General features: G+C 49.4%; 36 protein-coding genes and 1 pseudogene. 13 read left to right on the forward strand and 24 right to left on the reverse strand.

Features of this window, described 5'->3' with window-relative positions:
* Positions 1–28 precede the first annotated feature (28 nt).
* Together KNP02_RS11485 and KNP02_RS11490 are read right to left on the reverse strand one after the other, a co-directional pair.
* Positions 29–1042, reverse strand: coding sequence for an ABC transporter permease (locus tag KNP02_RS11485; RefSeq protein WP_214709475.1), 1014 nt, complete (start codon positions 1040–1042; stop codon positions 29–31).
* Positions 1035–1763, reverse strand: coding sequence for an ABC transporter ATP-binding protein (locus KNP02_RS11490; RefSeq protein WP_214709473.1), 729 nt, complete (start codon positions 1761–1763; stop codon positions 1035–1037). The genes KNP02_RS11485 and KNP02_RS11490 overlap by 8 nt, the downstream gene beginning before the upstream one ends.
* A gap of 171 nt (positions 1764–1934) precedes the next feature.
* Here KNP02_RS11490 and KNP02_RS11495 point away from each other — a divergent pair, with 171 nt between their 5' ends.
* From KNP02_RS11495 to KNP02_RS11510, 4 genes are all read left to right on the forward strand, one after another.
* Positions 1935–2537 carry a TetR/AcrR family transcriptional regulator gene (locus KNP02_RS11495; protein ID WP_214709471.1) on the forward strand — a complete coding sequence of 201 codons (603 nt, stop codon included), beginning with the start codon at positions 1935–1937 and terminating at the stop codon, positions 2535–2537.
* A 123-nt stretch (positions 2538–2660) separates the two neighbouring features.
* Positions 2661–4157: a phytoene desaturase family protein gene (locus KNP02_RS11500; protein WP_214709469.1), complete on the forward strand. Its 1497-nt coding sequence runs from the start codon at positions 2661–2663 to the stop codon at positions 4155–4157.
* A 110-nt stretch (positions 4158–4267) separates the two neighbouring features.
* Complete coding sequence (locus KNP02_RS11505; RefSeq protein WP_214709467.1) at positions 4268–4993, forward strand: hypothetical protein; 726 nt, start codon at positions 4268–4270, stop codon at positions 4991–4993.
* A 9-nt stretch (positions 4994–5002) separates the two neighbouring features.
* A complete protein-coding gene (locus KNP02_RS11510) occupies positions 5003–5731 on the forward strand; it encodes an ATP-binding cassette domain-containing protein (protein ID WP_214709465.1) in 729 nt (242 codons plus the stop codon).
* Positions 5732–5976: 245 nt separating this feature from the next.
* Here the strand turns inward: KNP02_RS11510 and KNP02_RS11515 are convergent, their stop codons facing one another.
* From KNP02_RS11515 to KNP02_RS11535, 5 genes are read right to left on the reverse strand one after another with little or no spacing between them, the layout of a single operon-like run.
* Complete coding sequence (locus KNP02_RS11515) at positions 5977–6462, reverse strand: hypothetical protein (RefSeq protein ID WP_214709463.1); 486 nt, start codon at positions 6460–6462, stop codon at positions 5977–5979.
* A gap of 15 nt (positions 6463–6477) precedes the next feature.
* Entirely contained in the window at positions 6478–6957 is a 480-nt protein-coding gene (locus KNP02_RS11520) for a hypothetical protein (protein ID WP_214709461.1), read from the reverse strand.
* A gap of 58 nt (positions 6958–7015) precedes the next feature.
* Positions 7016–7834: an SMI1/KNR4 family protein gene (locus KNP02_RS11525; RefSeq protein WP_214709459.1), complete on the reverse strand. Its 819-nt coding sequence runs from the start codon at positions 7832–7834 to the stop codon at positions 7016–7018.
* Positions 7831–8313, reverse strand: coding sequence for a hypothetical protein (locus tag KNP02_RS11530; protein ID WP_214709457.1), 483 nt, complete (start codon positions 8311–8313; stop codon positions 7831–7833). Before KNP02_RS11530 ends, KNP02_RS11525 begins: the two co-directional genes overlap by 4 nt.
* Positions 8313–8804, reverse strand: coding sequence for a hypothetical protein (locus KNP02_RS11535; protein WP_214709455.1), 492 nt, complete (start codon positions 8802–8804; stop codon positions 8313–8315). The genes KNP02_RS11530 and KNP02_RS11535 overlap by 1 nt, the downstream gene beginning before the upstream one ends.
* A 79-nt stretch (positions 8805–8883) precedes the next feature.
* On the opposite strand from KNP02_RS11535, the gene KNP02_RS11540 reads away from it, so the two are divergent.
* The gene (locus KNP02_RS11540) at positions 8884–9087 is read left to right on the forward strand and encodes a hypothetical protein (RefSeq protein WP_214709453.1); all 204 of its coding nucleotides are present in this window, start codon (positions 8884–8886) and stop codon (positions 9085–9087) included.
* Here KNP02_RS11540 and KNP02_RS11545 read toward each other — a convergent pair.
* The 10 genes and pseudogenes from KNP02_RS11545 to KNP02_RS11585 all read right to left on the reverse strand — a co-directional run bounded on the left by KNP02_RS11545 (position 9084) and on the right by KNP02_RS11585 (position 14123).
* Positions 9084–9557 (reverse strand): DMT family transporter, encoded by a 474-nt coding sequence (locus KNP02_RS11545; RefSeq protein WP_214709451.1) that lies wholly within the window; start codon positions 9555–9557, stop codon positions 9084–9086. The two genes, KNP02_RS11540 and KNP02_RS11545, sit on opposite strands and share 4 nt — an antisense overlap.
* Positions 9558–9569: 12 nt before the next feature.
* Positions 9570–10238: a Crp/Fnr family transcriptional regulator gene (locus KNP02_RS11550; protein WP_214709449.1), complete on the reverse strand. Its 669-nt coding sequence runs from the start codon at positions 10236–10238 to the stop codon at positions 9570–9572.
* Between the two features lie 6 nt (positions 10239–10244).
* Entirely contained in the window at positions 10245–10670 is a 426-nt protein-coding gene (locus KNP02_RS11555) for a DMT family transporter (RefSeq protein WP_214709447.1), read from the reverse strand.
* Between the two features lie 15 nt (positions 10671–10685).
* Entirely contained in the window at positions 10686–11087 is a 402-nt protein-coding gene (locus tag KNP02_RS11560; protein WP_353048796.1) for a DMT family transporter, read from the reverse strand.
* A 174-nt stretch (positions 11088–11261) separates the two neighbouring features.
* A pseudogene (locus KNP02_RS14940) lies at positions 11262–11623 on the reverse strand (DMT family transporter); the annotation flags it as partial.
* Positions 11624–11735: 112 nt separating this feature from the next.
* Positions 11736–12224 (reverse strand): hypothetical protein, encoded by a 489-nt coding sequence (locus KNP02_RS11565; RefSeq protein ID WP_214751528.1) that lies wholly within the window; start codon positions 12222–12224, stop codon positions 11736–11738.
* Positions 12221–12676, reverse strand: a complete 456-nt coding sequence (locus KNP02_RS11570) for a hypothetical protein (RefSeq protein WP_214709443.1) — start codon at positions 12674–12676, stop codon at positions 12221–12223. Before KNP02_RS11570 ends, KNP02_RS11565 begins: the two co-directional genes overlap by 4 nt.
* Before the next feature lie 17 nt (positions 12677–12693).
* Entirely contained in the window at positions 12694–13176 is a 483-nt protein-coding gene (locus KNP02_RS11575; RefSeq protein WP_029596174.1) for a hypothetical protein, read from the reverse strand.
* 11 nt (positions 13177–13187) lie between these two features.
* A complete protein-coding gene (locus tag KNP02_RS11580; protein WP_214709441.1) occupies positions 13188–13649 on the reverse strand; it encodes a hypothetical protein in 462 nt (153 codons plus the stop codon).
* 9 nt (positions 13650–13658) lie between these two features.
* Positions 13659–14123 (reverse strand): hypothetical protein, encoded by a 465-nt coding sequence (locus tag KNP02_RS11585; protein WP_214751531.1) that lies wholly within the window; start codon positions 14121–14123, stop codon positions 13659–13661.
* 160 nt (positions 14124–14283) lie between these two features.
* On the opposite strand from KNP02_RS11585, the gene KNP02_RS11590 reads away from it, so the two are divergent.
* Complete coding sequence (locus tag KNP02_RS11590) at positions 14284–15489, forward strand: MFS transporter (RefSeq protein WP_214709437.1); 1206 nt, start codon at positions 14284–14286, stop codon at positions 15487–15489.
* 14 nt (positions 15490–15503) lie between these two features.
* Positions 15504–15935, forward strand: a complete 432-nt coding sequence (locus tag KNP02_RS11595) for a MarR family winged helix-turn-helix transcriptional regulator (RefSeq protein WP_251129305.1) — start codon at positions 15504–15506, stop codon at positions 15933–15935.
* A gap of 43 nt (positions 15936–15978) precedes the next feature.
* Here KNP02_RS11595 and KNP02_RS11600 read toward each other — a convergent pair whose 3' ends face one another.
* On the reverse strand, positions 15979–17019 hold the full coding sequence (locus tag KNP02_RS11600) for a flavin monoamine oxidase family protein (protein WP_214709433.1): 1041 nt from the start codon (positions 17017–17019) through the stop codon (positions 15979–15981).
* A 425-nt stretch (positions 17020–17444) separates the two neighbouring features.
* On the opposite strand from KNP02_RS11600, the gene KNP02_RS11605 reads away from it, so the two are divergent.
* Both KNP02_RS11605 and KNP02_RS11610 read left to right on the forward strand, forming a co-directional pair.
* On the forward strand, positions 17445–17672 hold the full coding sequence (locus KNP02_RS11605) for a hypothetical protein (protein ID WP_214709432.1): 228 nt from the start codon (positions 17445–17447) through the stop codon (positions 17670–17672).
* Positions 17673–17689: 17 nt separating this feature from the next.
* Entirely contained in the window at positions 17690–17962 is a 273-nt protein-coding gene (locus tag KNP02_RS11610; protein ID WP_214709430.1) for a hypothetical protein, read from the forward strand.
* A 26-nt stretch (positions 17963–17988) separates the two neighbouring features.
* On the opposite strand, the gene KNP02_RS11615 is transcribed toward KNP02_RS11610, so the two are convergent.
* Entirely contained in the window at positions 17989–18459 is a 471-nt protein-coding gene (locus KNP02_RS11615) for a hypothetical protein (protein ID WP_214709427.1), read from the reverse strand.
* A 52-nt stretch (positions 18460–18511) separates the two neighbouring features.
* Positions 18512–18934, reverse strand: a complete 423-nt coding sequence (locus KNP02_RS11620) for an Lrp/AsnC family transcriptional regulator (protein WP_214709426.1) — start codon at positions 18932–18934, stop codon at positions 18512–18514.
* 146 nt (positions 18935–19080) lie between these two features.
* Between KNP02_RS11620 and KNP02_RS11625 the strand changes: the two genes are divergently transcribed.
* Positions 19081–19662 carry a cysteine hydrolase family protein gene (locus KNP02_RS11625; protein WP_214709424.1) on the forward strand — a complete coding sequence of 194 codons (582 nt, stop codon included), beginning with the start codon at positions 19081–19083 and terminating at the stop codon, positions 19660–19662.
* A gap of 61 nt (positions 19663–19723) precedes the next feature.
* Here the strand turns inward: KNP02_RS11625 and KNP02_RS11630 are convergent, their stop codons facing one another.
* From KNP02_RS11630 to KNP02_RS11640, 3 genes are read right to left on the reverse strand one after another with little or no spacing between them, the layout of a single operon-like run.
* Positions 19724–20155 (reverse strand): hypothetical protein, encoded by a 432-nt coding sequence (locus tag KNP02_RS11630; RefSeq protein ID WP_214709421.1) that lies wholly within the window; start codon positions 20153–20155, stop codon positions 19724–19726.
* Entirely contained in the window at positions 20152–20460 is a 309-nt protein-coding gene (locus KNP02_RS11635; protein ID WP_214709419.1) for a nucleotide pyrophosphohydrolase, read from the reverse strand. Before KNP02_RS11635 ends, KNP02_RS11630 begins: the two co-directional genes overlap by 4 nt.
* Positions 20457–22106 carry a DUF2075 domain-containing protein gene (locus KNP02_RS11640; RefSeq protein WP_214709533.1) on the reverse strand — a complete coding sequence of 550 codons (1650 nt, stop codon included), beginning with the start codon at positions 22104–22106 and terminating at the stop codon, positions 20457–20459. Before KNP02_RS11640 ends, KNP02_RS11635 begins: the two co-directional genes overlap by 4 nt.
* 122 nt (positions 22107–22228) lie before the next feature.
* Between KNP02_RS11640 and KNP02_RS15100 the strand changes: the two genes are divergently transcribed.
* From KNP02_RS15100 to KNP02_RS11655, 3 genes are all read left to right on the forward strand, one after another.
* Positions 22229–23215, forward strand: coding sequence for a LytTR family transcriptional regulator DNA-binding domain-containing protein (locus KNP02_RS15100; protein WP_214709417.1), 987 nt, complete (start codon positions 22229–22231; stop codon positions 23213–23215).
* Between the two features lie 130 nt (positions 23216–23345).
* Positions 23346–24194, forward strand: a complete 849-nt coding sequence (locus KNP02_RS11650) for an ABC transporter ATP-binding protein (protein ID WP_214709415.1) — start codon at positions 23346–23348, stop codon at positions 24192–24194.
* Entirely contained in the window at positions 24191–24898 is a 708-nt protein-coding gene (locus KNP02_RS11655; RefSeq protein WP_214709413.1) for an ABC transporter permease, read from the forward strand. Before KNP02_RS11650 ends, KNP02_RS11655 begins: the two co-directional genes overlap by 4 nt.
* 49 nt (positions 24899–24947) lie before the next feature.
* On the opposite strand, the gene KNP02_RS11660 is transcribed toward KNP02_RS11655, so the two are convergent.
* On the reverse strand, positions 24948–26150 hold the full coding sequence (locus tag KNP02_RS11660; RefSeq protein WP_214751534.1) for a hypothetical protein: 1203 nt from the start codon (positions 26148–26150) through the stop codon (positions 24948–24950).
* Positions 26151–26158 lie beyond the last annotated feature (8 nt).

A 26158-nucleotide genomic window follows, 5' to 3' on the forward strand; every position in this document is an offset into this window, starting at 1 on the left:
ACCACGAGTCGGTTTTGTCTTTGTGACATCAATGCCCCCGATACTTTCCAAGCGCACGCATATTCAACAAGTAGAGCACACCGGCGTAAACGATCAAACCGAGCACGTAGCCCCAGATTCCGGCAAATCCACTACCGTACACCATCACTTCTTTGATTGCCGTCGCCCCGTAAAAGATTGGCATGACATAGCTCAAGTTGCCGAGGCCGTATGGAATCAAGTCGAGCGGGATTAACCCTGAGAAAAATACTTGCGGGATGATCGTGAACGGGATCATCTGGACGACCTGGAGTTCTGAGCGGGCGAACACCGAGATCGTCGCGCCGAACAAGACGGCCGTCCCGGCCATTAGAATCATCACGAGAAACACCCAGCCGATATTGCCGAGCGATGTCAGCCCGAGCACGTAAATCGTATAGAGGACGATGAAGACGGACTGGACGACCGCAAACACGCCATAGCCGAGCGTATACCCTAGAATGACCTGGCCGCGTTTGATCGGTGTCATTAGCAGACGTTCGAGCGTGCCGCCGCTCCGTTCTTTGACGAGCGCCATCGCCGACAGGATGAAGACGAAGAAGAACGAGAACAGTGACAAGAACACGTAGCCGAACGAGTCGAACGTCGATTGGCCTTCTTCCCCGTATACATAGTTCATCTCGATATCAGCCGCCGGGTTCAACGCCGACAGCGCCGTTTGAATCTCTCGCACCGCCTTCGATGACTTCGTCGACGGTTCTCGGAGCGTGATTGTCGTCCCTTCCTGCGTCGCTTCAAAAATCGCATCGATGTCCTTATTGTCTTCCAAGTATCCGAACGGGTCGTCGACCGTGTCCAACCGGACGTCGAGCGTCTCGGCTTCGAACGCCTCGACGAGTTGCGTTTGCGCGTTCTCATCGAGCACGACGACCGGCACGTAATCCGAGTCACCGAGGAGGAAGTAAACGAGCGTCAAAATCAAGAGTGGTGCGATCAAAATCAAGGCGACACTCCGCTTATCGTTGAGCGTCTGAAAAATGACGCGTTTCGCCAAGTTACGCATGATCCATCCCTCCTTCTCGACCGGCGATGAGGAACAGTTCCTCGACGCGACCGTTCTCCGTCTGGTCCAACAGGTGCGGGACGGTATCGTAAGCGATCAAACGGCCGTTATAGATGAGCGCGCCCCGGTCACATTCGAGTACCTCGTCCATGACGTGCGTCGAGACGATGATCGTCGTCCCGTTCGCCCGAATCGCTTGAAACTGATCCCAAATCTGACGGCGCAAGATCGGGTCGATTCCGACCGTCGGCTCGTCTAAAAATAAGACGTCGGGTTGATGGAGGATCGCGATCGCGAGCGAGAGCCGTTTTTTCATCCCGCCCGAGAAGTTACGGACGAGCTTTTTGCGGTCGTCCATCAAATCGACGAGCGTGAGCACTTCCGTGATGCGTTGTTGGAGCTTCGTTTTACCGAGTTTATAGATCGAGCCAAAAAACTCCAAGTTCGCCTCGGCCGACAAGTCGTCATACAATCCGTCGTTCTGGGGCATGAAGCCGATATTGTGGAGCATGCCCATGTTCGGCATCTTTGTTTCGCCGATGCGAATCGAACCTTTGTCCGCGGCCAAGGCACCGATCATCAGCCGAATGAGCGTCGTCTTTCCCGAACCGGACGGGCCGAGCAAGCAACAAATGTCGCCTGAGTTGATGGTAAAGCCGACATGGTCGATGGCCAATTGGTCACCGAACGATTTACTGATGTCGTTCAGTTGAATATCCATATTCATTCTCCTTTTCGATGCCTTGTTCGAGTACACTGAATTAATAGACACCGTGTTGGTTTATAGGTTCAGTATAGACCTCAGTCGACAGCCCAACAATCGGCAATATCGGCCATCGTGTCGGTTATCAGACAGTTTTCACTCAAGTGTTGGATAAAGGAGAATATTCAGATGGGACATGAAGATTTACGCATCACACGAACGAAACAATTGATTAAAAGCGCCTTCCTCGAGTTGATTGACGAGCATGGATTCGAGGCGGTCACCGTGAAAGCGATCACCGAACGGGCCGGTATCAACCGAGGGACATTTTACAGTCACTATGTGGATAAGTTCGACTTGATGGAGAAGTCGATTGAAGCGATTTTCCATGAGGCCGAACTTAAACTCGTCAAAAACCTCCCTCACGTCTTCGGTGAAGAGCGCGGCGAATCATCCTATCAACTGCTCGTCCCGTTCATCCGTTTCATCGAAGACAACAAAATCTTGATGAAACCGCTCCTCAGACCGAACGGGGACCCGCAGTTCCAGGCCCGGCTCCGGTCGTACATGCATGCGGCGCTGTTCCATCGTTCCCCGACGGTCTTGTTCGACGAGACGAAGGCGCTCGTGCCGGCCGATTATTTAGTGTCTTACATCTCGTCGGCCCATATGGGTGTCATTTACGAATGGCTCTATAGCGACCGTCCCGACACGGCCGAGGACATTGCCCGCATCATCTATACGATCACATTTGAAGGGCCGCTCGTCGCGGGTGGTCTCCATGCACATTGAAACTTTTACCGTTCCCTCTTGTACGTTAATATTTGGATAAAATACTTCTCGAATGGGTATGTATACGGAGAAGAATGTCTTAGATTTATAAAATTTAACTGGCGAAAGAAGGGCGGCTCGTCTATGCAAAACGTGAACAAGTCTGTGATTGTGATCGGGGGAGGTCTCGGAGGGATATCAGCGGCCATCTCGCTCGCTCAAAAAGGGTATGACGTCTCCTTGTACGAAAAGAACGACCACATCGGCGGGAAAGTGAATCGGCTTGAACAGGACGGGTTCGGCTTCGATCTCGGCCCCTCAATTTTAACGATGCCGCAGATTTTCGAGAAACTGTTCGCAGGCAGCGGTAAGCGGATGGAAGACTATGTGCCAACCAAGCGGCTCGACCTCGAGTGGCGCTCGTTCTTCCCGGACGGAACGGTGCTCGATTTGTATCACGACTTGGATCTGATGGAGCGCGCTAACCCGACGCTGTCGCGGAAAGACATGCGTGAGTATCGCGAACTGTTGAAGTATGCCGAGCGCATCTACAAGACGACGGAGAAGAGTTATTTGAAGGAAGGGTTCGAGTCGCCGCGCGAAGCGGTGGCACAGACCGGACTTTTCTCGACGTTGTTCGGCTTCGATTTGACGTCGACGATGTACGATGGGATTGCCAAACGAATCAGCAACCCGCATTTGCGGACGATGCTGTCGTATTACGTGAAATATGTCGGCTCATCCCCGTACAGCGCACCGGCCGTCCTCAACATGATGATTTACATGCAACACGCGCAAGGCTGCTGGTACGTCGAAGGCGGGACGCATAAACTCGCTGAAGGATTGACGAAACTCGCTGAAGAGATTGGTGTGAAGCTCCATACCGGGCAGGGCGTCGTCCGGGCCCATACGTTGAACGGTCAACTGACGGCGATCGAGCTCGAGGATGGACGGCTTCGTTCAGCTGACTATTTCGTCTCCAACATGGAAGTCATCCCGTTCTATCAAAAGATGGTCGAGGCGGATGAACAATTCGTCGATAAGCTCGTCGAGAAGTATGAACCGGCCAGCTCCGGCTTCGTGCTGCACCTCGGCGTGAACAAAGAGTATCCGGCGCTCGGCCACCACAACTTCTTCTTCTCGGAGAACTTGCATGAACAGATGGATAAGATTTTCGAGCAGCATCAGTTGCCGGACGACCCGACGATTTACTTGGTGAACGTCAATAAGACCGACCCGACACAGGCACCGCCCGGGCACGAGAACATCAAAATCTTGCCGCACATCCCGTACATCCAAGACGAGCCGTTCACTCCTGAACAGTACGCGGCGTTTGAAGAGCTTGTCCTGGACAAGCTCGAGCGCATGGGCTTGGACGGCTTACGCGAACATACGGTGACGCGCGACGTCTGGACCCCGCATGACATCGAGCGTACGTACGGCTCGGACCGGGGCGCGATTTATGGGACCGTCGCCGATAAGAAACAGAACGGCGGCTTTAAGCACAAGAAGCAGAGCGAGCTGTACGACAACCTCTACTTCGTCGGCGGCACGGTCAATCCCGGCGGCGGCATGCCGATGGTGACATTGAGCGGCCAGCAAGTGAGTGATAAGATTGCGAAACGTGACAAAGTGAAATGATTTTCTTCAATCCCTCATTCGATGTGAGGGGTTATTTTTTTGGAACTTTTTCCAATCATCTTCCGTATATTGTGCTACGATACAACAATCAAACCAAGCGGAGGAACAGGATGCATCAAATCACAAGTTATTTCTTTATGTATGCCAAAGTTGTCGTCACCGATAAAATTCCATTCATCTGGACGCTCGGGATCCCACTCATTATCGCCTTGACGCAGTCGTTTTCAGATATCCGCCAAGCGACGACAGCGGAATACTACCCAGGGCTCTCTTATTTCTGGGTGTATATTATTCTTGCTACATATGTGAACGGTGTCGGTATAGAACTCGCTCGAATGCGCGAATATGGACTGATGAAAACGTACGTGATGATTTCCGGGAACAAACTGACGTATGTCATCGCCGTCATCTTAGCACAGCTATTATTCGCCTCCATCAGCCTGCTTTTATTCACAATGGTCGTCACACTCGTACATGGGTTCTTCTCGTTCAAGTTGATTGCAACGTCTCTACTCGTATTGATCGGGAGTATCCCGTTCGCGGTTGCTAGTGTCGCCATCACGGCACTTCCAGTGAAAGTATCGAGTCTCGGGACGTTCGCGAACATTCTGATGTTTCCGCTCTTTTTATTGGCAATCAACTCACCTGATCAATGGTTCAGCTTCCTCAACCCGTTCTACGCGCTCCATGAATTCGCGCTCGGATTGCTGCACCTGACTACTCAAGTCGAACTCTCGTTTGGAGTATGGGCGACATTCCTTTCCGTACTCGGTTACTTCATCATCGGTGCGATTGCGTTGAAACGCTTCAGTCTCGTCTCACTCATCACACGCTAGGAGGTTCTTATGCACGTACACCAACTTACTTATCACTATCCGAAAGCGACGCGTCCTGTGCTCGACGGTGTCTCGTTCACACTGCAACCGAATAAGCTGAATGTCTTGATCGGACAAAACGGTGCCGGGAAGACGACACTCTTTGATTGTATGACCGGGACACTTTCAGTCGACAAAGAATCACTTGAACTCGTCCCGACGGCGGACATGTTGTATTTGACACAACTCATGTATAACCATCATGAGTTGACCGGAAAAGACCTCGCCTACTTTATCGGACGGTTGTCCAAACGTCCCGATTTCAAAAAACTCGAGTCGTATGTGAACGGACTCTCGACCGCTCGAGAGCAAGAATTGTTCGAACACTTATGGAAGATGAAACTCGGGAAAATGTCTGTTGGGGAGCGGAAATGGTTGTTCGTGACGTTGCTCGCCTCGGTCAAGCGCTCCCTCTATCTGTTCGACGAACCGACGAGCGGGGTCGACCCGGCATCGCGGATCCACATCATGCGGCGGTTACACCGTCTCGTCCAAGAGGGACGGACGTGCCTCATCTCGACGCATCAGCTACATGACCTCTCGCAATTTGACGCACATGTCATCTTCCTCCACGCGGGACGTGTGTTATACGAAGGCGACTTCCAAGACTGGTTGCGCGCCTCCGGGACGACCGACCCGGACGAGGCGTTCGTCGCGATGGTCGAAGGAACGACGAATGATGTGGCGGTGACACGATGACCGATTCATTTTGGGAACGACACCGCTTCAAATTCTATACGATTGGCATGGTCATCTGCGGGATATTGGTGGGCATGTTTTCATAAGAAAAAGCATCTGACACGACGTCAGATGCTTCTTTTAGTTGCCTGAACTCGATTTTCCGATAATCAGCTTCAATACAAGAATGACTCCGCCTAACATGACAGCAAAGGTACCAAGCGACCAGAGCATGTCAAACACTCGTAGATCCATCGTCTTCCTCCTTATTTGAGCTGACGTTTCGCTTCATCGCGATGCGCCGTCCGCAGCTCATGATTCGTCACGTGCTCCGGGTCAATCAACTCGATTTTCCGGTTCACCCATACTGACAAGAAGATGAATGGGATGAACAGAGCGAGCAGCATGATTGCGAAAATGACGAGTGACCCTTCAATCGCCCAAGCGATGGCGATGAAGACCCCAAGCAGGATGACGTTTGCGAGCACGATGCCAAACTCGAGTCGCACGAACTTTTGATAGCGCGCGTCGTCATTGAATGTGAGCAGCAACTTCATGCGGTGCCACGCCCGATAGAGGCTCGGCAATTGCGTCGCCATGATGATGATGGCGAATGTCGCGAGGGTGATGTCTTGCGTAAAGATGAAGTAAAAGACGATCCCTAAAATTGCGAACGTGAGCAAAAGCGCCGTCCGGTTCACCTTTCGGTCGTTCTCGACCATTTGTTTCAGTCGTTCATTTTTATTAACCATAGTTAGGTACTCCCATCATGATGACTTTCGTTTTTCGTGCTCGAGTTGCGCCTTGCCGAGTTCCGTCGCGGTCACGTGCTCCGGGTCAATCGTTTTCAACTCACGGTCGATGCGAATCCCAAGCGCCAAGAACGTGATCAGACCGACGATAACGACGATGACGAGCGTGAGTAGCGTGATCCACCCGAGCATCGAGCTCGCAATCAACAATAAAAGAAACACGATGTTCCCGACGGCCATGCCGAATTCGGACCGGACTTTCTGTTGGTAGCGAGCGTCGTCGTTGAAGGTGAGCAGCAACTTCATCCGATGCCACCCTTTATACAGCACGGGTAGCTGTCCGACCAAGATGATCGGCAATAGCAAGAGGACGTCCGTCGCCCAAAAATAGATGATGAACAGTGCGATGATTCCTATCGTCGGGTACAACATTTGTTTTTGTCGCTTTCGATCGTTCTCCATCATGCGTTCAAGTCTTATGTTATGGTCAACCATCCAATCCCCCTAATCAAATCTCGTTACCTTCTTTTACGAAAAGAAACGGCAAATCGTTTCACTCGACTCGAATATCGTTATCGAGAATGTACATCGTCTCTTCGTAGCGTTGTTTACTATAGGCGTCGTCTTGCCTGTGGAGCGTCTCAAAAAATGCTTCGAACAGTTGTTGATCTAAAGGCTTCCGTCGAATGATGACTTCTTGAATGACGCTTGTCGCCGTCTCTCGCAACGTCTTGTCATCCATCCAGGTCAATAGCTCACGAACGAGTTCGTCCGCTTCAAGTAAATCCAAGCTATTGAACCAAATAACCGCACCAATCCTTTTGTCTTCTAGATGATCGCTATAGAGTAGGCGTCGCGCATCGTTCAGGAGCGTCTCCCCTTGTTTCATTTCAGTACCTGATTCTGGAGTCATTTCTTCATATACTCCCATATCCACCGTCGTGAGCGCTTCCGTGAATTGACGGAATGAGTCGAACAAGACATCAATCTCTTCCGTATCCGTATCGATATAGGCAATCTTCGGCGTCGCGCCTTCACGGTAGTCGAATGCGAGGAAAAAGTGCCCGTCACCGGCGAACGCAATCAATTGTTCATCCTCGACACCCCACTCTTTTAATAACGCCTTGGATTCAATCAACCCTTTATTTAAACCAACTCCAGCAATCGAATCGACGAGGGCGATGTCATCTTGCCCATTCCATGTAATCGGTAAGTCGCGCTGTTCGACATATCCCCCGTTTTGGATACGAAGTGCCTCGAGATAATCGTCCGGCAGTTTCACTCCGAGTCGCCCTTCCACTTCAGTTAATACGTCATCCGTTAATGCGGGCAACCGGTTCGGGTCGTCCGGTATATCGTTCCAAATGATCATTGTTCCCCTGCTTTCTTCAATCGTCTGTATTGGCGAATGTCTTGATTCGTCACATGTTCTGGATCAATCTTTTTGAGTCGCTCATTCACCCACCATTCAAAATAAAGACAAGGCAAGACGATTAGCGTACCAAGCAATGAATACGTGACATGTTGAAAAGTTTGAATGACTGTACCCCAAATAAATACCGCGAGCCCGATGACCGTCATGAAGATGAATAAAAAGTTGAGTCGAACATATCGGCGATACAGCTCATCCGAACTAAAGCGAAGCAATAGCTTCATCCGTAACCAGCCCCATAAAATCAATGATGCGTAAATGACTAAAAAGGCTGCGAACACCTGCATGTTCGTTAAAGTGTAACGACTATGGAGATAAAACGAGGTCAAGATGATGATGGCTACTAGTAGACCAAATAAACGAATCGAGACTTGTTCAAACCGCATCAATTGAAGCAAGCGATTTTTATGCTCGACCATCATTCGCCCTCCCATTTCCGCTTCAAGCGCTCACGTTTCGTAAACCCAATCAAGCTATCAGTGACATGCTCATGATCGATACGAAGTAACCGGTAATCGAGCCATGTCTCAACCACTAACATGCCTGCAATCAACACCGCCGACAGTCCACTGAATACCGGCAATCCGAAGTATCCTGATACATACCCGCCCATCAGACCGAGCATGACCCATAACATCGCAATCGCGATGACGCCTTTCGCCCGAATCAACCGTTTGTAGGATCGACTTTCATTGAACGTCACAGATACGCGTGTCTTCTGCCACGCTACGCGACTGAGCGGGACAGCCGTCATCATCAAAAAGACGAACATCGCAAGCATTGGCAATGATGCATTGGTATAGATCCACCACCCCAGTCCTAGCCCTGCCGCGGCGGCCCATAACAAGTTAAACGCACCTTTTTTGGGAAGCATATATAACTGCTCGATTCGTTCTTCTCGTGTCACCATAAATGTATTCCTCCTTGAAACCAATTCGGACCGTTCACCGTATATACGAATAGCATACCAATAATTAGGAGGTATTTCGATGGATATTCTCATTTTAGCCATCCTGCTCGGCATCGTCTTCTTTATTGTGACCCGCTCTTATACCATCTATCCGTCATCGTTCGGAGACCGTTCCCCCGTTCAACCAAGCGCCTCGCTCACGACAAAATGCCCGCATTGCCAAACCGTCGTCAAACGGCAGGAACACGGGCAGACTTGTTCAACTTGTCGAAAATCCTTTTAGACGGCTTGCTTTGCTTTTTGGTGTGCCGTCTCTTTCTTCCCACTCAACTGAAACAACAGTACCCCGCCGACAATCAACACGATACCAAGCGCTGTCTTCCATGTGAACGGGATGGCTTCGAGCCCGAACCAGCCGAGCGTGTCCCAGAGGAGCGCGAATAGGATTTGCGACACCATGACGATTGAGATGGCATGGCTTGGTCCGAGCTGTTGGACGCCTTGCGTCACACTCATGACGACGCCGACCCCGATGATGCCGCTGAACCAGTACCACGTCTCCATCCCCGTGACGGCGAACAGACCCATTCCTTCACTGATCAATCCGACGAGTAGCGATGCCAGGAAACCGAGGGCGAGCACGAGCGTCGTCGTCGCCCACGCCCCGACCTGTTCTTTCACTTTGGCGTTAAACGTATTCTGCACACAGACGAGCATGCCGCCTATGACCGCGAGCATCATCCCAAGTGCCATGATGTGTCCTCCTCATTCATAAATACTCTCCCCAGCAACGGCAATCAGCCCGGCGCGATCAATGATTGCAATCGACCGACGATCCCGTTCAATCAATCCTTGTTCCACGAACCGCTTGAGTGTCCGGTTGACGTGGCGATAGCTCGTCCCAATCAAATCGGCGATATCGGTCAACTCATCGACGGTCGACCCGAGCGTCGTCTCTTCCGGTGTCATCGACAACAAATAGCTCGCGAGTCGCACATCGACCGGGTAAAACAAGTTGAAACTCATCGACTGCGACTTCATCTCGAACTTCTTCGTGATGCCTTCGAGCAAATAATGCAGCCACGTCACATCATCCTTAGCATGACGCGCGAGCTCATCGAAGCGGACGACAATCATCTCGACCGGCGTGACCGCCTCGACCGTGTTCAAGAACGGCGTGCGGCGGACGTACTCGATGTCGCCAATCAAGTCGAGCGGATATTTGAACGACAAGACGAGCCGATTCCCGGCCGCCGACGTGTGGGCCACCCGAATCTTTCCACTGACGAGAAAGTGAAGCTGCTCGGCCTTAGCGCCTTGGGTACAAATCGCCTCCCCCGTCGCGTAACGGACGAGTGTGAAATGAGGACGGACGGCTGATGGGAGCACCTCATTCAATCCACATTGCTTCATGTAATGGTCAATCTGTTCCATCGCACGTCATCCTTTCAATACGAGAATCCCAACAATCATCATGACGACACCGAGCAGTTGCGTCCGGTTCAAGTCACGGCGCAACATCCCGAACCAGCCGCGCCAGTCGATGACGAGCGCGAGGGCAAGCTGGGCAATTAAGAACAACGAGATGGTGAGGGTGACGCCGAGCTTATGCACGGCCGTCATATTGCTGAACAAGATGAACGCAGCAAACGCGCCCCCTGACAAATAGAGCGGCTCGACGCGACGCATGTGGACGTACGTCCGATCGCGGACGACGAGCATGATCACGAGCGCGACGAGAAAGCCCGTCAATTGCGTCAACGTCGCAGCCTGCCACGTCCCGATACTTGAACTGATGCGAGCGTTGGCGACGCTCTGCAGTGTCAAAAAGAAACCTCCACTGATGGCGAACAGTACTCCGCGCATGATGCCTTTCCTCCCCTATGACAAACGAATCAGCATGATCCCGATGACCATGACGAGTAAACTGACGAGTTGAATCCCGGTGACCGGGTTCTTCGCGGCCCCGAACCAGCCGAAGCGGTCGATGAGCAGACTTCCGCACAGCAAGCCGACAATGACGATGACGACGGCGATGCCGGTCCCGACCATCGGCACGATTAAGACGTTCCCGCCGATGAACAGTGCCCCGATGATACCGCCGAGCCACATCCACCACGGCTGACCGCGTAACCCGCGCCATTCGACGCTCGGCCGCAAGACGAGCAAGATGAGCAGTAACGTGAGCGTCCCGACAATGAACGAAACGAGGGCCCCTTTCAAGGCCGATTCGAGCACCGTTCCTAAATAACCATTGATGGCCGTCTGTGTCGCACTCATCATACCGGTCCCGATTCCGACGAGGCGCCAGACGTTCAAATTGCCGGTTCCCGTCTGCGATGGGGCGACTAGTTTGCCGCGGCGACGGTTAATCCAGTCCGTAAGTGCGACCGTCCCGACGACGCCAAGTAATACGAGCAAGGCCCCGAACACGCGCCACGGCGTGAGGACGTTGACGGCTGAATTAAACCAACCGAAGTGGTCAATCAACAGTCCCATCAAAATCTGTCCAAAATCGGCATGATGACAGTCTGAACGCTGCCGAGCCTTGGAAACAAGAGGATGTTACCCGTTAAAAAGATGACCCCCAACAAGCCGCCCGACCACATCCAAAGCGGTTCTGCTCGGAAGATGGACGATTCAATCCCGAACGACTGCCCGGTGAGTAATAACATAAGTGTTAAAAAGGTCGTCCCGATCGCGAACGACAGAAACGACGCGACGAACGGTGACCCGACGATGGTGCGCAGACGTGAGTTCACGCTCGTCTGCATCGGCAACAAAATCCCGATGACGAGTCCAATTACAATGGCTAACATAGTCTCTTCCTCGATTCTCTCTATATACTGTGTACATCTCAAGCTTACTCCTCGAGCGCTCGAGCATAAAGGACCTATGTCCTGAAATGTGAAAAAAGACGAGTTCCGATGATCAGGAACTCGTCTTTTCGTGTGCACGGCGCTCAGTTTTCGCTTCGTCGAACATCCGATTCGTGACGTGATGTTGATCAAATTTCAGAACGATTCGGGTGACCATGTATGAAAACAGTAACCCGCCAATCGTCCCAGTCACCAACATGACCATGAGTGGCCAAATCGTGAGAAGGCCCGTGTGATAGGCAGCGAGTAGACAGATGAACAGCAAAAAGATGAACCATTCGACGATGAAATCACTGTAAATCCAACGTCGATAGCGAGGATCCGGATTAAATGTCAGCAACACTTTCGTCTTGCACCACGCGACACACAATTGGGGAAAATACACAGCAAATAGGATGAGCGGTAAGTAAATCGATGTCTGATACGAGATGAATGCGACGGCGATCAAGCTGAAGAAAAGTCCCCAGTAGCGCCAGTGCCACGTCGCATCCTCATGCGCGAATAATCGCTCGATTCGTTCTTGTTTCGTCAACATGTTCATAGTAATCCCTTCGCCGTCACCAACTCGGAACGAACGGGTTGAGCTCCATCCGCTCGTTGGACGCTTTCAGTAAAGCGTTTATACAGAAGCGACAACATGATGGCAGTGCCCATGACGAGAACCCATGTCCACCAAGGGGCCACTAATTTATAACTCGCCACACTACCGATGAGGAAGATGTACCATCCGCTTAGAATTTGGTAGACGTTCCGCGTCGCCATTCGAGCGCCGTTTTCATCCGATAGACGAGCGAACGTCTCTCCTTCTTTCAGCAAATATACGATTGAACCGCTGGCGAACAAACCTATCAATCCTAAGCCAACCCACCAAATGTGATCCGCGAGCAACGTGACAAATAATAGTCCAGGGACAGGGGCGAACATCATGTTTCGTCGCCGCTTCCTTTGCTCACGGTATCGGTTCATTTCGTCAATCCGTTGTTGTTTCGTCATACGATTCCATTCCTTTTCTAATCATTGATTCCGTCAAGTCGACGCTTCAGCTTCTCACGATTGGCTTTAGCCAGCATGTTTGACGTAACGTGTTCTGGGTCGAGTTTGAGCAGTTTTCGATCCATCCACAGCGGCAACAACACAGACGGTGGTGCCCCGATGACCATCGCCCACATCAACACGTCCGGATGAATCTGCCCCGTCAAAAACAGGGTGATGAGACTGAACAACGTGAGGAAGGTAGCTACTAAGATAAAGAATTGTCCTTTCACGAGACGCCGATATGTCCAGTCGTCATTGAACCGAAGATACAGGACGGTCTGTTTCCATTCGAAAAACAGTGTCGGCACAAGACTGGCCACCGCAATCACACCAGAATACGTCGTGTGCATCATGAAATAAAGCGCGCTCACAAAGATGACGACACTGCTTCCAATCATGAAACGACGATACGTCGTGTAGATTTGTAACAATGCCTCAGTCCGGGCTTCTCGATCCATCTCATCCCTCCTCAGTCTCTGACGTTGTCGAGCCGTATCTCACGAAGCATCGGATGCTCCGGATCGATGTTCATCAACCGCTCGTCTTGCTTTCGGATCAAACGATACCCGACATAGATGACACCGACCGCTACACCCAATATCCACGCGTACGTCCACCCTAGCTTAAGCGTCAGGGCAAACGACAAAAGGAAAAGGACGAACAGCGCAAAGACAAATCCGTTCCGACGGACGATCATCTTTTTGGCTTCCTCTTGCTCGGTCAACTCGGTCTCGACTCGATTCGCCTTGAAGAAGATTCCGCCTAATAGTAACAGACAGACGAGCGCTCCCGCCACGTACCAACCGTTCCATGAATCCGATTCGATAAATCCGACGAGACAAAACACCATTGGAAACGTGAGCAGACTTTGGAAAACGGCCGTCTTTATATTGGTTTTATAAATCAGATTGATGCGTTCTTGTTTGGTCATATCGGCACCTCACCACATGAATCTCGTGCGTTGAATCTCGCGACGAGTCGGTTGTTCTGTATCCATCCAGCTCAACTGTTGATCGAGTTTATGCTGCGTAAACCAGATTAATGCGCTACCACCGACGAATAGAAGGAAAGGAATCAGGTTGGTCAGGATATTCAGTCGCATCATCATCGGAAAAATCACGGCCATCATAATGACGAACAAGTAATCAAGTTGATATTGGATGCCGATTACCTTCTTCACTTGGTCATGCGTCGTTAATGCTTTGACGAAGCGCGCTTCCCTCATAAACAAAATACTTGCTGCACTGGTCAACGATAGAAGGAACGTTGCCATAATCATCGGGGAGCCTTGCGACTGTAAGAAGTAATAGACCAAAACCCCAGTCGGCAAAGCAAACATGAGCCGTAACAACATCCACTGTAAATTCATTCGTTTCACATTATGTAGTCGTTCTTGTTTGTTCATATCATTCACCTCTTAACTACTTATACGGTTTTCAGTAAAAAAAGTTCCGTTTTTTTACAATTGTTTTGTAGTAGCCTACTCGCTTGACGAACCATTCACTTCACTATATAGTTTAGTTAACTTAACTATATTAAAAGATAGAAAGACTGAGGTTTTCTTTATGAATTTGCTACAAAATCCACGCTTCGTATTCACGTGGTTATCCGGCATGACGCTCACGCTCGGGTTCTCGATTTTCTTCTTGAGCGTGTCGTGGCTCACAATCGATGTGCTGAAGCAACCCGCCCTCCTCGGGATTATCATGACCGCCGTCTCGTTGCCGCGTGTCGTGATGATGATATTCGGCGGTGTATTCGCCGACCGATTCCAAAAGAGTCGGCTCTTATTTTTGACGAACCTCGGACAAGGTCTTCTCATGGTCGCGGTCGTGGCGCTTCATCTTGCGGACGCGTATTCGGTGTTCGCCTTGATTATGATTTCCATCGTGTTCGGACTGCTCGACGGCATGTCTTATCCGGCGTTGTCATCTTTGATTCCGTCGCTCGTCAAACAAGAAGAGCTGCAGCGTGCCAACTCGCTCTTCCAAGGGACGCTCGAGCTCATGTTCGTGTTCGGACCGTTCCTCGCCGGTGCCTTACTCACATGGGGCGGCTTCGGGCTAAGCTTCGGGACGGCGGCCGTCTTGATTTTCATCGCCGCTATCTTGATCATGCCGCGCTTGATTCGTGACTCCATCCCCCTAGCCCGTGCGATGTCGCTCGGCCATGTCATCGTCGATTTGAAAGAAGGCATTCGTTACGTCTCGAGCACGCCGATTTTACGGAGCGGGACGCTGTCGATTGCTATCGTCAACTTGTTCGTCATGGGACCGCTCATCATGAGCATCCCGATTCTCGTAGGTGAACGGGGTGGCAACGCGTTTGATTTGAGTTTGATTGAAGGTGGACTTGCTGTCGGGACGTTCGTCGCGAGTTTTCTCGTCCTGTTGTTCCGCTCGGTCCACCGTGGACGCTTCGTCTTCCGCGTCCTGTTTTTGACGATTGGGGCCTTCTTCCTCTATACGCAGGCGCAGTCGATCACACTCCTTGCCTTGGCTGCAGCTGCGAGCGGATTTATGTTGATGCTCGTCTATTTGCCGACGGTCACGCTCATGCAAGAACATAGCGACCACGACAAGATTGGACGCGTCATGAGCATCATGGCGCTCGCCGCATCCGGGTTAGAGCCGATCGCGTTCGCCGTCCTGTCGATTTTGGTCGCCTTGGCCGTGCCGATTCAAACGTTACTCATCTCGTTTGGTATAATCGGATTAATATTGAGTAGCGTGTTATACGTGCGGAGCCAGACGTTCCGTGACACGCGATGAAAGGAGAACAATCATTGAACGACACACGCAAACAGCAAGTCATCGAGATGTACCGTCAAATCGACGAGCTCGACTTGTTGTTCACTAAATATTTTACCGAGTTGAACGAGTTCGAACTGAGTTATCAACAGGAACAGATGCTACTCCTGTTCAAACGACAAGACACATGGACGACGACCGAGATTGCCACGAAGATGAATATCTCGAAAAGTGCGGTCAGCCAAGTGCTCAAAGTGCTCGAACAGCGTCAGTTCGTTAAAAAAGAGAAAAACCCGGACAACTTGCGCGAGAGTTTCATCCGCCTCGGTCCAATCGGTATGGAGTACTCGAAACAAATCGATGCGATTGAAGAACGACTCGCCGAGGAGATGTTCTCCGTGCTCGAAGACGATGAGATGACAATGATCAATCGTGCGCTCGCGTTGATGATCCAAAAGTTCAAATGAAAAATGCGTATCATCCTGGGTTTGGGATGATACGCATTTTTGGTTAGAGCGGCTCGACGATACGTTCTGCTGAACGGAGTGCGCCCTCGATATGACCACCGAACAAAGAGTCCGTCTCTGTCCCAGCAAGTGAAAGGCGACCTTCCCAGTCCGCATCAAGTGCAATCGGCTGATAGACAGGGAAATCAGTCAACGGTTCTCCGTCTTGAACCGTGGCCGTATACCGGTCACTCGACCAATCGACGTATAAGACATCACGCGGGGTGCGCGCCTCTTCCCCGTATAGACGGACGAGCTGGTCGCTGACGAGACGATTCAATTCGTCCCGGTCGAGTACCGAGCGTTCAGTAGCGGTCAACCGGAAGAAACCGAATAACGCGGCAAGTCCGTCCGGCTGCGAGGCATCATGAATCTCTTGCAACACACCGGCCCAGCTCATGCCTTGGCCGGATAGCCCCTTATCTCGCCAAAACGGACGGTCATATACGGCGAGCACTTTCGCCTGTCCGCCCATCCAGGTCGGCGTGTTCGACAGTTTCGTTTGCACGGTTTCCGATAGTTCCGGTTGAAACGAGATACGTGGGACGAGCCGAGGTGGGATGGCTAGGATGACGTGACTAAACGGTTGGGACCCTCCCGTTTCGAGTTCGATAGATACCCCGTCCTCAACCTGTTGAATCGAGGTGACCGTCGACTCGAGCTGAACCGTTTCGCTCGGTAATGTCGCCGCGAGCGCCGTCGACAAACTGGCCATGCCACCGACGAGTCGCATCGATGGGATTGTATGACCGGGCGGGAGCGTATGGCGTTCGATGACACCGAACTGCCGCTCGAGCATCAAGTCTCCGGCCGTGTATTGCGAGAACGCTTGAAGACCCAGTTGGTCGACCAGTTGCGTCATCGTCGTCTCCGTCTCTGGCCAATACCAAGTCGGACCGAGGTCAAAGCCATCGTGACTCAACACCCGTCCCCCGATGCGGTCACGCGACTCGAACACGGTGACGTCATAGCCTTTCTCGATGAGGAGCGACGCAGCATACAGTCCGCTCACACCGGCTCCGATAATCGCAATTGATGGATTCATGAAAACGCTCCTTCTTTATACGTGGTGTTCCTATTATACTGAAAAAGGCGAATATACATAATCTGGGCGCAAAGCTCAGGAAAGGACGTTACGAGGTGAACCGATTCTTTTATTATTTTTATTTCCCATTCATCTGGACGATGCGTCTATTGTATCGGTTCATCAAAACTGAATTCATGTTGACAGTTGCATTGATTGTCATAGCTTTCCCATTGATGTTTTTAGTATTGGATGATTTCTTTCCACTACCCCTCTATTTGAAGACATTTGCTTCGGTCTATATCTCTATGGCCATGCACACACCGTTTCATTATTTTGATTCGGACGTCAGACGGCGACGTACCAAGCCTGGATACATTCCGCTCGATGAAACCAAATCGTATTTGAAATCGTAATATCTAAGAGCCACACAAGGAGGAAACCACATGGAGGAAGTATTGTTCTCATTGCTCGAGGGAGATATGGCACTGCTGCCGTTGCTTATCATTATTTTGTTCATTGTGACAATCGTACGATTCATGAATCGCCATGAGCAACGCGCTAATGCACAGATTGAATTCGAGAAACTAACCGCCTTGCATCAACAAGAACAAATGAATGCGTTAATTGAACGACTCGATCGAATTGAAGAGGCGTTAGAAACTCGCCGTTAATGGAAAGGAGTGTTTGAATGGATTGGACCACGATCATGTTGATTGCTTCATTGATTTTGAACGCGTTCTTCCTCAACGTCATCGTTATGCAAACAAAAGATATTAATGCATTGAAACGAAAACAACTCCATACCGAACCAATCGTGCAGGATGACGAGTTTTATGCGTCGATTAAAGAAAAAATCGATACGATTGGTGTGATTCCGACCGTGAAATTCTTGCGTGAGACATATGGTCTGTCGCTACTTGAAGCAAAACAATTGGTCGATCGCGTAAATGAAAAGGAGTAGCCCGCGCTACTCCTTTTTGACTGCCTTTATTTTGGAAAGAAACCGACTTTTCCCTGAGCATACACTTTATGTGTCACATGTTCCGCGTCAAGTTCGCCAAGTCTTTGATCGAGCCGGGACGACGCGATGATTCCGATTCCGGAGAGTCCCGTTGCAAGCACCAACAAACTGATTTGTTCCGGGTTGAACAGGAGTGTCAGCATCAATACCACGTAGGCTCCAATCAGCCCAATAGCTGCCCAACCTTCAAGACGCACAAGTCGCTTGTAGGCGGCAGACGAGTTGAAGCGTAGCAATGTGTTCGTCCGCGTCACTATTTTCACGAGACCGACAGATGGCAACACTAGGAGGAACCAAATGAATTCAGCGAGACGATGTTCATTAATGGTCATCAAGACCACACTGACTCCTGTGATCAGTGCAAATAACGCGAGTGCCTGGCGGGTCGAGCGCTTCCCGCTTTCATATAAATGATCGAATCGTTCGCGTTGGGTCATTCAATTATTTCTCCTTTCGCAGGCCAAGGCGTTTAGGTGAGTACGGTTCTATTTACTCAATTCCTTTAAACGGAACCGGTGACGACAGATTGATGAGTGACGACGGCTGGCCGTAAGCCATCGATTCATCGATGAACGTCTCGAGAGTGCGTACGTTTTCCGTCACCACTTTTACCAAATAGCTGTACTGGCCGGCGAGACGATGGCATTCCATCACGCTCGGTTGTTGTCGGCAAAACTCTCGGAACGCCTCGCATCGTGTCGTGTCATATAAAATAAAGGCCGTCACATGCTTTCCTAATTTCTTCGGATTGATTACGGCACGATACGCTGTGATGACTTCGCGTTCTTCGAGCCGCTTCAGCCGTTCATTCGCAGCCGGTGTTGATAAGCCAATCCTCTTCCCGAGCTCCGTGACAGAAATCCGCGCGTTCTCCTGCATCAAGCTGACGATATGTCGATCAATTTCGTCCATTTCGGTCCCTACTTTCAAATCGTAAGTTGTGTGTCCAATCTTCCGTGCATTTTAAGGAATCGCACGCAGAACTCCGTTGATCTCGTATGTAATCAACTCTTCCTCCCCGCTACACTTAAGGTAACGTTAACAAGGGGGAAACAGACATGAAGCAAAACACAGTCGTACCATTATTGATTATTGACGTCCAAAAAGCGTTCCACGATCCGAGTTGGGGCAATCGGAACAATCCGATGTTTGAAGCAAACACTGCACGTCTCATCTCGACTTGGGAAGATGCCAATCAACCGATCATCTACGTCCAACACGTCTCTCAAGTGCCTGAATCATTATTTTACTTCCAGAAGGACGGTCATTTGTTCCAAGACTTCATTCGTCCACGCGAACAAGACACCATCCTCACCAAGCAGGTCAACAGTGCCTTCATCGGTACGAACCTGCAAGAGCTTCTCGAAGCGTATCAAGCGAAATCCATCATCGTCACAGGATTGATCACGAACCACTGTGTCGAGACGACCGCCCGCATGGCCGGCAATCTCGGATTCGGACCAATTGTCGTGTCCGATGCGACGGCGACGTTCGACCGCCGTTCATTGAGCGGTTCGTTGATTCCAGCAGATGTCATCCATGACGTCTCCCTCGCCAACTTGAACGAAGAGTTCGCGACCATCCAAACGATGGATGAGGTCATCGCGATGGTTCAAACGAAAGTAGTACAGACCCAATAACGGGCTGTACTGCTTTTTTCTCGATGTTAATACCGTACTTATCCAACTAGTTCCTGTAACGTTATTCAGCAATTTCTTCTTTATAGCCACTAATTAAAAATGGAATCTTTAAATTCGCAAGCTTCATTAAGAAATCGGGTTCAAACTCTAGTTTCACATCAAGGTGATAGACGACACCTAAATCGATATGGATACAATCGGCTCCACAAGAACGAAGGGTATCGATATGCTCCGTAAGGATGTCCACCATCCAAAAGAGTCCGATATACGGATTTTCCATTTGTTGAAATTCAAGTGGTGGTTCAAATGACGCATGACCGTACGTAGCAATTCCTTGCCATTTCCCTACGCGCTCAATCTCCCCGACTTCTGTTTGTTTATAAAATTGAATGCCTGTTTTTTCTGTTGCAACGCGAGGTGAGAAATTCTCTCCGGTTAAATGGCAAGGAATCATAAATTGATCTGGAGGATACCTTTCGAGCGTTTCACTCATGATTGTGGACTCGGATACTTCACCGCATTCTTCTGGAGCTTCTCTTCAATCGCCTGCGACACATCAATCCCTGCCGCATGGGCGAACGTCAGCGCGTAGATGAGTACATCCGCGAGTTCTTCTTTCATCTCGACGTGTTTCGTCTCGAGCGCTTCTTCGCTCGACACCCATTGGAACAACTCCAACAGCTCGCTCGCCTCGAGCGATAGCGATAACGCCAAGTCTTTCGGATTATGGTGAAACGCCCAATCGCGCTCGTCACGGAATTCAATCACTTTGTCCATCAGTCGTTGTACTTCGTTCATATCTGTACCTTCTCTCTTTGAATGTGTAACAGCTTATCTCGCAACGCTTGATTGCTCGCATACAAATAAAGTCCTCGGACGCCTCGCTTCATCAACACATTAATCGAGTTCAAGACAATCTGTTCTTTCGCCAGCTCGACATCCTTGACACCGTCAATCCCAGCATAAGCTCCTGTATCTTTATAAAGATTCGTGTCAATCACCAAGCAACCCTTCGTCTCATCGTACGTTACCGAAGGACCGAGCACGACGCCGACGTAGTTCAAATCAAAACCTTGGATCGTATAGATCGACCCGGCCTCAGCAATCGTCTCTGACTTCTCGGCCCACGTCGTCTTGCCGCCCGTCGTATTCCACGGCATCTTATACTCCCCGTTCGACTCATAGACGTAATACGTTTCTCCATCCTTTTTATGAAGATAATCAAACGTCGACACGACTCGACTGAGTCCATGTTTCTGATCTTGTTCGATAATCATTTGATGCATCTCTTCCAACGTTTCAAACACGCGCAAATCATAGTCTGTAGACGACGGGAATGCCTGTATCTGCTTAGCTTTAAAGGCGTTGATCCAATCGATGACATCCTCATCCGCCTGCATCCGAAACTGATTCGTCAGTTTATATGTTTTCAAACACTTCGCTTTTTCTTTAAACTCATCCAACTTGCTTTGGTCCCACCGACTCTTCAGCTTTAACACTTGGTCTTGATCGAAGATGACAATGACAACCTTGGCGATCTTCATCAATTCTTCGAGATGATTATCTGCCCGAAAGTTGTTGTATGCATCTGACTTTGTCAATAGAAGGTGCGCCTCGTCGACCAAAATGATATCGACCTTCTTATTTTTTAACTTGTTAAGGAGCGGCGTCGGTTTGACGAAATTGACAGCCTTCAAGTGTTTGACTTGTTTGGCGATCCCTTTATACGTCTTCAGCATCTCCTCGTGATTGACGACCAGATAGTTCTCCGTCTGATACAGATTCGAACCCGCCTCGTTCGTCCGCGCTTGAATGGTATTGAAGATAGAACTGAGCACGACACTCTTGCCGACACCGGCCTCTCCTTCAATGACATACAAGTCTCCATACGTGTCTTCGGGCTTGGCCTTCGCAATCCGTGTCTCACAGAATTCAAGCACACGCTCTTTCAAGTCCATCTGTTCAACAGATAGTTCTTTGAACGGTGACAATTTGAAAATATCTTTGTTCTCGATGGCGTGCAGGTCGTTTTCGACGAGCCCGTTCTTATGTAGCGCACCCCATAACTCAGGAAACAGCTCATTGTCGTAGAACGATTTATTGTAATAGTTATGTGTGAAGTCGCTCGCCGTCTTGCTTTTGTTTTGTAAGGTGTACTTCTCGTCCCCTAAAAAGTAGTTGATCAACTTCGTCTCAAGATGGAACGTCGCCGACCGATTGAACGTCTCATGCTTCACGAGATTGATTTGGTCTACATTTTTCCGATCAGCTTGTTTCAGCTTCAGATGTTGTTTCATGCGTTTTTGGAAATGCACCGTTTCCCCAATATACGCTTCCTTCTGTCCGTTCAAAATATAAATCACCGGATAGTTCAAATAATCGGCTGTCCGGTCAATCTCATCTATACTCGTTTTATCAAAATCTAACGGAATGACCTCAATCATCTTCACTGACCCACCCTCATCTAATTTCAAATTATCTCCAGTTTAGCATAGCCTTATTCCAATTCATTACTCAAGTCTTTCCTGAATCAATGGTATACTCCAACTAAAAAGGGAGGGATTCGGTGCTTACGTTCAACAACGTCTCTGTTCGCCAACAAGACACGCTCATCCTTGAACATATCTCGTTCACCATCAATCGGGGTGAAGTCGCAGCCATCCACTGCGGCGTCACTTCCCGGGAAATATTGTTCGCATTATTGACGGACTCGCACGCGAACTACTCGGGGACCATCGATACACAAAATTGCACGCTTTCGGTCTTCTCCATCCGTGATGGCTTATATGACCGGCTGACGGTCGAGGAATATTTGCGTTTCACGCACACGCTCTATGAATCAACGGAATCGTTGGATGCTGTCCTCCAAACCGTTCAACTCACCCCATACCGGAACAAACGGTTGAACCGGCTCAGTCTGTCGCTCGTCCGGCGCGTCCAATATGCGGCGCTACTCTTACATAATCGCGACGTCTACGTTCTCGAAGAACCGGATCAAAACGTCGACCAAGAGACACGGCACTTGTTCGCGACCGTCTTGCTGCAACTGAAGCAACAACAAAAAGCCATCCTGCTCCTGACGAGCAACATGGAGAGTGCCCTGTTCGTCACGTCGACCGTCTATCGTATCGACCATCGGCACTTGCGCCTACTCGATGTGGAGCCAGACGAACCGGAGGCGAACGAAGATGTCACGCCAGAGGTGATGCACGTCCGCTTCGAGAAGATTCCGACGAAAGTGAACGAGAAAATCGTCTTGCTCGACCCGCCGGAAATCGACTATATCGAAAGTCAGGACGGACAATCCGTATTGCACAGTCAGTCCGAGCAGTTCCCAAGTGTCTTCACGATGAACGAACTCGAAACGCGTCTGACCCCATACGGCTTCTTCCGCTGCCATCGGTCGTACATCGTCAACCTTCAACGGGTGCGGGAAGTCATCACCTATACGAAGAACAGTTTCAGCCTCGTGCTCGATGATGCGGCGAAGACGACCATCCCGCTCTCGAAGACAAAAATGGCCGAATTGAAGACGATGATCGGGCTGAAATAGGCTCCATTCACCGTCCGATTCGCTCCACTCACTCCTCAAAAAACGCCATTTATGGCCATTCTAATGCGCTTTCCTCTTTCTCTCGATATGATGAAAGCAAGCAAGATGACATCGACGAGGAGGAACGAGAATGGACTCAATCATTCAAGTGAACGGATTAAAAAAGCTATTCGGCAATGAAGAGGCGTTACGCGACGTGACGTTTTCTGTCGGCAAGGGGGAAGTGTTCGGCTTCCTCGGACCGAGTGGATCTGGGAAGACGACGACCATCAAAATCTTGACGTCCCAACTCGCGCAGACGTCAGGTGACGCGACCGTGTTCGGCGTGCCGGTCTCGGAGTTGAAACAAGAACAGTATCGGAAGCGGATTGGTGTTTTGACCGATAACAGCGGCCTGTACACCCGTCTCTCGATTGAAGAGAACTTACAACTCTATTGCGACCTATACGACGAGCCACGCATCCGAATTGATGAAGTACTGCAAACGGTGAACTTGGCCGGGGAACGCAAAAAACGCATCTCCGCTTTATCACGCGGGATGCTGCAACGGGTGACACTGGCTCGGGCGTTGTTACATGAACCGGAGCTATTGTTTTTAGATGAGCCGACGTCCGCACTCGATCCGGTCAACTCGCGTCATATTTATAAAGGGATTGAACGGCTGAAGGCAAAAGGGACGACCATCTTCTTGACGACGCACGACATGAACGAGGCCGAAGAACTGTGCGACCGCGTCGCTTTCTTACATCAAGGGGAGATTCAACTGCTCGACGCCCCGAAACAATTGCGTCGAAAATATGCGAACGGCTCGATGCGCGTCGAACTGCATGACGGGGAAACGGTTGAATTGAAGCAAGGAAAAGACGGGGCCGACTGGCTACACGAACAGATGCGCGACCAAAACATCGCGGCCATCCATTCGAATGAGCCGACGCTCGGAGATATCTTTATCGAAGTAACGGGGAGGAAATTATCATGACATTTTCAATAAAACGGGCACTCGCCATTTTTCAGAAAGACTACAAAGACTTGTCGCGGAACTTATTCGTCTCCTCGACGTTAATCATGCCGTTGTTCTTCGCCGTCTTCTATTCACAGCTCGGCGGAGGAGGCATCGACGTGACATACTTCATCATCAATATTACGTTCAGCCTCGTCGCGACGTTCGTCCAATGTGCATTGATCGCCGAAGAGAAAGAGAAGAACACGCTCCGTGGGCTGATGTTGTCGCCAGCGAGCACGCTCGACATCTTACTCGGGAAAAGTGCGCTCACGTTCGTAACGACGCTCATCCTCATCGCTGCGTGTGCCTTCATCATGGGATACAGCCCGGCGAACCTGTTTGTTGTCTCACTCGCATTGATCGTCTCGACGTTCTTTTATATCGGGATTGGGACGATTCTCGGATTGATGACGAAGACGGTTATGGAAGCCTCGCTCATCGTCATGCCGGCGTTTTTCTTCTTCTCGTTCTCACCGATGTTGTTAGCGTACGAGGATCGCTTCTCCATCATCGGTTTGCTCGAGTACTTGCCGAACATCGTCTTGATTGACCTCGCGCATCAGATCGAGACGGGAGCTCGACTCGGCTCTACATGGGTGGAGCTCGTGATTCTGTCGGCCTGGGCGCTCGTTGTGTTCGTTGGAAGTATTGTGATGTATAACCGGAAACAGACGGATTAATAGAAAGTGGTGTCGCTCCAACTTTAAAAGCGACACCACTTGATAAATTTTATAAGTCTTTAAGATCTTCTATATCATCTTGACGATCATGCTTTATCGCATCTAACGCACTAATAGTTGACTCAAAAATCTCTATATCAAAACCTTTATTACCTAATCTGAATCGTTTTTCTACCAGTTCTTCATTAATAGATTTTGAACTCTCTAACATAGAAATTACAGAGTCTATTCTTTGACTCGGGTGTGAGCTTTTAAGTATCTTCCATTTCTCATTCATCACATGTAAATAATGATTAAAAGCTAATTTTTCCGTCCAAGGTATATTGACTGGATCAGGACTTTCAAGTAAAGAACGACTATATTCAGTAACAGGACCGAAAAAGTCTTTTAAATTTCTTTTAAATGCCAAGCTTAATTGTTGTTGATTGTATTCTCCTAAAGTATTTCCATCAAAATACCATGTTCCTTTTCTTTTAAATTCATCTTCATCACTTTCAAAGAAAATACTAGGATCAAAAGATCTAACATTTCTATAATTCCCCGTTGCAATGCCCGATACTCCAACTCCACCAAAAATTAAACTTTGTTGATTGGAATATCCCATAATAACTTTTTTTCCTGCGATATTTAAGCTTATCAAGGCGTCGAGGAGACTGTATAAATAACTTTCGTTTTTTATCAAATAGCTATCAGGACTTTTCAAAACTATATAATAACCATCAACCGGATATTGTACACATCTATTAATTAATTCACTGAATTGTTTTTCATTTTTTACTACATCGGGACCTATTGCTAAGGTTTGATATGTAACTTTTTTTTCAGGGTATGCCATACCACCATTCATCATATTTTCATGAGCATCAAACCACTCTTCAGTAATACTATTTGTATACATCCCAGGAATAATATATTCATCTACACTAAGATGTTCATGTTGATATTTAATAACATTCTCACCAAAAATCTGAGCTGTTTGTTTATCAAATTCAAGAGTAGAGTAATTTAGGCCATCAAAATAGGGAAACTTTAAGATTTTATCCATATTAGTTTTTGGTTCATAAAATTGTGGATCAAATAGTATTTTTTTATCTTTTCGCTGTAATTTAGAACCATGTTGTGCAATTTTAACTATCGGTGACTGTCTTTGAAGTGACCTCGGAGACAAAATAAAAGCTATATCATCGGGCTTGTCTGCAAATTCTTCATTTAATTTCATCATCCCATATCCTTGTTGTAGATAAAACGTCATTTCACTCA

It is taken from the genome of Exiguobacterium sp. s40 (genome assembly GCF_018617905.1).
GTDB classification, from domain to species: Bacteria; Bacillota; Bacilli; order Exiguobacteriales; family Exiguobacteriaceae; genus Exiguobacterium; species Exiguobacterium mexicanum_A.

What these genes read in the sequence shown, in the direction of transcription:
- KNP02_RS11485 (WP_214709475.1), bottom strand. Translation starts at nt 1,042, where the DNA reads ATGCGTAACTTGGCGAAACGCGTCATTTTTCAGACGCTCAACGATAAG.
- KNP02_RS11490 (WP_214709473.1), bottom strand. Translation starts at nt 1,763, where the DNA reads ATGGATATTCAACTGAACGACATCAGTAAATCGTTCGGTGACCAATTG.
- KNP02_RS11495 (WP_214709471.1), top strand. Translation starts at nt 1,935, where the DNA reads ATGGGACATGAAGATTTACGCATCACACGAACGAAACAATTGATTAAA.
- KNP02_RS11500 (WP_214709469.1), top strand. Translation starts at nt 2,661, where the DNA reads ATGCAAAACGTGAACAAGTCTGTGATTGTGATCGGGGGAGGTCTCGGA.
- KNP02_RS11505 (WP_214709467.1), top strand. Translation starts at nt 4,268, where the DNA reads ATGCATCAAATCACAAGTTATTTCTTTATGTATGCCAAAGTTGTCGTC.
- KNP02_RS11510 (WP_214709465.1), top strand. Translation starts at nt 5,003, where the DNA reads ATGCACGTACACCAACTTACTTATCACTATCCGAAAGCGACGCGTCCT.
- KNP02_RS11515 (WP_214709463.1), bottom strand. Translation starts at nt 6,462, where the DNA reads ATGGTTAATAAAAATGAACGACTGAAACAAATGGTCGAGAACGACCGA.
- KNP02_RS11520 (WP_214709461.1), bottom strand. Translation starts at nt 6,957, where the DNA reads ATGGTTGACCATAACATAAGACTTGAACGCATGATGGAGAACGATCGA.
- KNP02_RS11525 (WP_214709459.1), bottom strand. Translation starts at nt 7,834, where the DNA reads ATGATCATTTGGAACGATATACCGGACGACCCGAACCGGTTGCCCGCA.
- KNP02_RS11530 (WP_214709457.1), bottom strand. Translation starts at nt 8,313, where the DNA reads ATGGTCGAGCATAAAAATCGCTTGCTTCAATTGATGCGGTTTGAACAA.
- KNP02_RS11535 (WP_214709455.1), bottom strand. Translation starts at nt 8,804, where the DNA reads ATGGTGACACGAGAAGAACGAATCGAGCAGTTATATATGCTTCCCAAA.
- KNP02_RS11540 (WP_214709453.1), top strand. Translation starts at nt 8,884, where the DNA reads ATGGATATTCTCATTTTAGCCATCCTGCTCGGCATCGTCTTCTTTATT.
- KNP02_RS11545 (WP_214709451.1), bottom strand. Translation starts at nt 9,557, where the DNA reads ATGGCACTTGGGATGATGCTCGCGGTCATAGGCGGCATGCTCGTCTGT.
- KNP02_RS11550 (WP_214709449.1), bottom strand. Translation starts at nt 10,238, where the DNA reads ATGGAACAGATTGACCATTACATGAAGCAATGTGGATTGAATGAGGTG.
- KNP02_RS11555 (WP_214709447.1), bottom strand. Translation starts at nt 10,670, where the DNA reads ATGCGCGGAGTACTGTTCGCCATCAGTGGAGGTTTCTTTTTGACACTG.
- KNP02_RS11560 (WP_353048796.1), bottom strand. Translation starts at nt 11,087, where the DNA reads ATGATGAGTGCGACACAGACGGCCATCAATGGTTATTTAGGAACGGTG.
- KNP02_RS11565 (WP_214751528.1), bottom strand. Translation starts at nt 12,224, where the DNA reads ATGAACATGTTGACGAAACAAGAACGAATCGAGCGATTATTCGCGCAT.
- KNP02_RS11570 (WP_214709443.1), bottom strand. Translation starts at nt 12,676, where the DNA reads ATGACGAAACAACAACGGATTGACGAAATGAACCGATACCGTGAGCAA.
- KNP02_RS11575 (WP_029596174.1), bottom strand. Translation starts at nt 13,176, where the DNA reads ATGGATCGAGAAGCCCGGACTGAGGCATTGTTACAAATCTACACGACG.
- KNP02_RS11580 (WP_214709441.1), bottom strand. Translation starts at nt 13,649, where the DNA reads ATGACCAAACAAGAACGCATCAATCTGATTTATAAAACCAATATAAAG.
- KNP02_RS11585 (WP_214751531.1), bottom strand. Translation starts at nt 14,123, where the DNA reads ATGAACAAACAAGAACGACTACATAATGTGAAACGAATGAATTTACAG.
- KNP02_RS11590 (WP_214709437.1), top strand. Translation starts at nt 14,284, where the DNA reads ATGAATTTGCTACAAAATCCACGCTTCGTATTCACGTGGTTATCCGGC.
- KNP02_RS11600 (WP_214709433.1), bottom strand. Translation starts at nt 17,019, where the DNA reads ATGAATCCATCAATTGCGATTATCGGAGCCGGTGTGAGCGGACTGTAT.
- KNP02_RS11605 (WP_214709432.1), top strand. Translation starts at nt 17,445, where the DNA reads ATGGAGGAAGTATTGTTCTCATTGCTCGAGGGAGATATGGCACTGCTG.
- KNP02_RS11610 (WP_214709430.1), top strand. Translation starts at nt 17,690, where the DNA reads ATGGATTGGACCACGATCATGTTGATTGCTTCATTGATTTTGAACGCG.
- KNP02_RS11615 (WP_214709427.1), bottom strand. Translation starts at nt 18,459, where the DNA reads ATGACCCAACGCGAACGATTCGATCATTTATATGAAAGCGGGAAGCGC.
- KNP02_RS11620 (WP_214709426.1), bottom strand. Translation starts at nt 18,934, where the DNA reads ATGGACGAAATTGATCGACATATCGTCAGCTTGATGCAGGAGAACGCG.
- KNP02_RS11625 (WP_214709424.1), top strand. Translation starts at nt 19,081, where the DNA reads ATGAAGCAAAACACAGTCGTACCATTATTGATTATTGACGTCCAAAAA.
- KNP02_RS11630 (WP_214709421.1), bottom strand. Translation starts at nt 20,155, where the DNA reads ATGAGTGAAACGCTCGAAAGGTATCCTCCAGATCAATTTATGATTCCT.
- KNP02_RS11635 (WP_214709419.1), bottom strand. Translation starts at nt 20,460, where the DNA reads ATGAACGAAGTACAACGACTGATGGACAAAGTGATTGAATTCCGTGAC.
- KNP02_RS11640 (WP_214709533.1), bottom strand. Translation starts at nt 22,106, where the DNA reads ATGATTGAGGTCATTCCGTTAGATTTTGATAAAACGAGTATAGATGAG.
- KNP02_RS11650 (WP_214709415.1), top strand. Translation starts at nt 23,346, where the DNA reads ATGGACTCAATCATTCAAGTGAACGGATTAAAAAAGCTATTCGGCAAT.
- KNP02_RS11655 (WP_214709413.1), top strand. Translation starts at nt 24,191, where the DNA reads ATGACATTTTCAATAAAACGGGCACTCGCCATTTTTCAGAAAGACTAC.
- KNP02_RS11660 (WP_214751534.1), bottom strand. Translation starts at nt 26,150, where the DNA reads ATGACGTTTTATCTACAACAAGGATATGGGATGATGAAATTAAATGAA.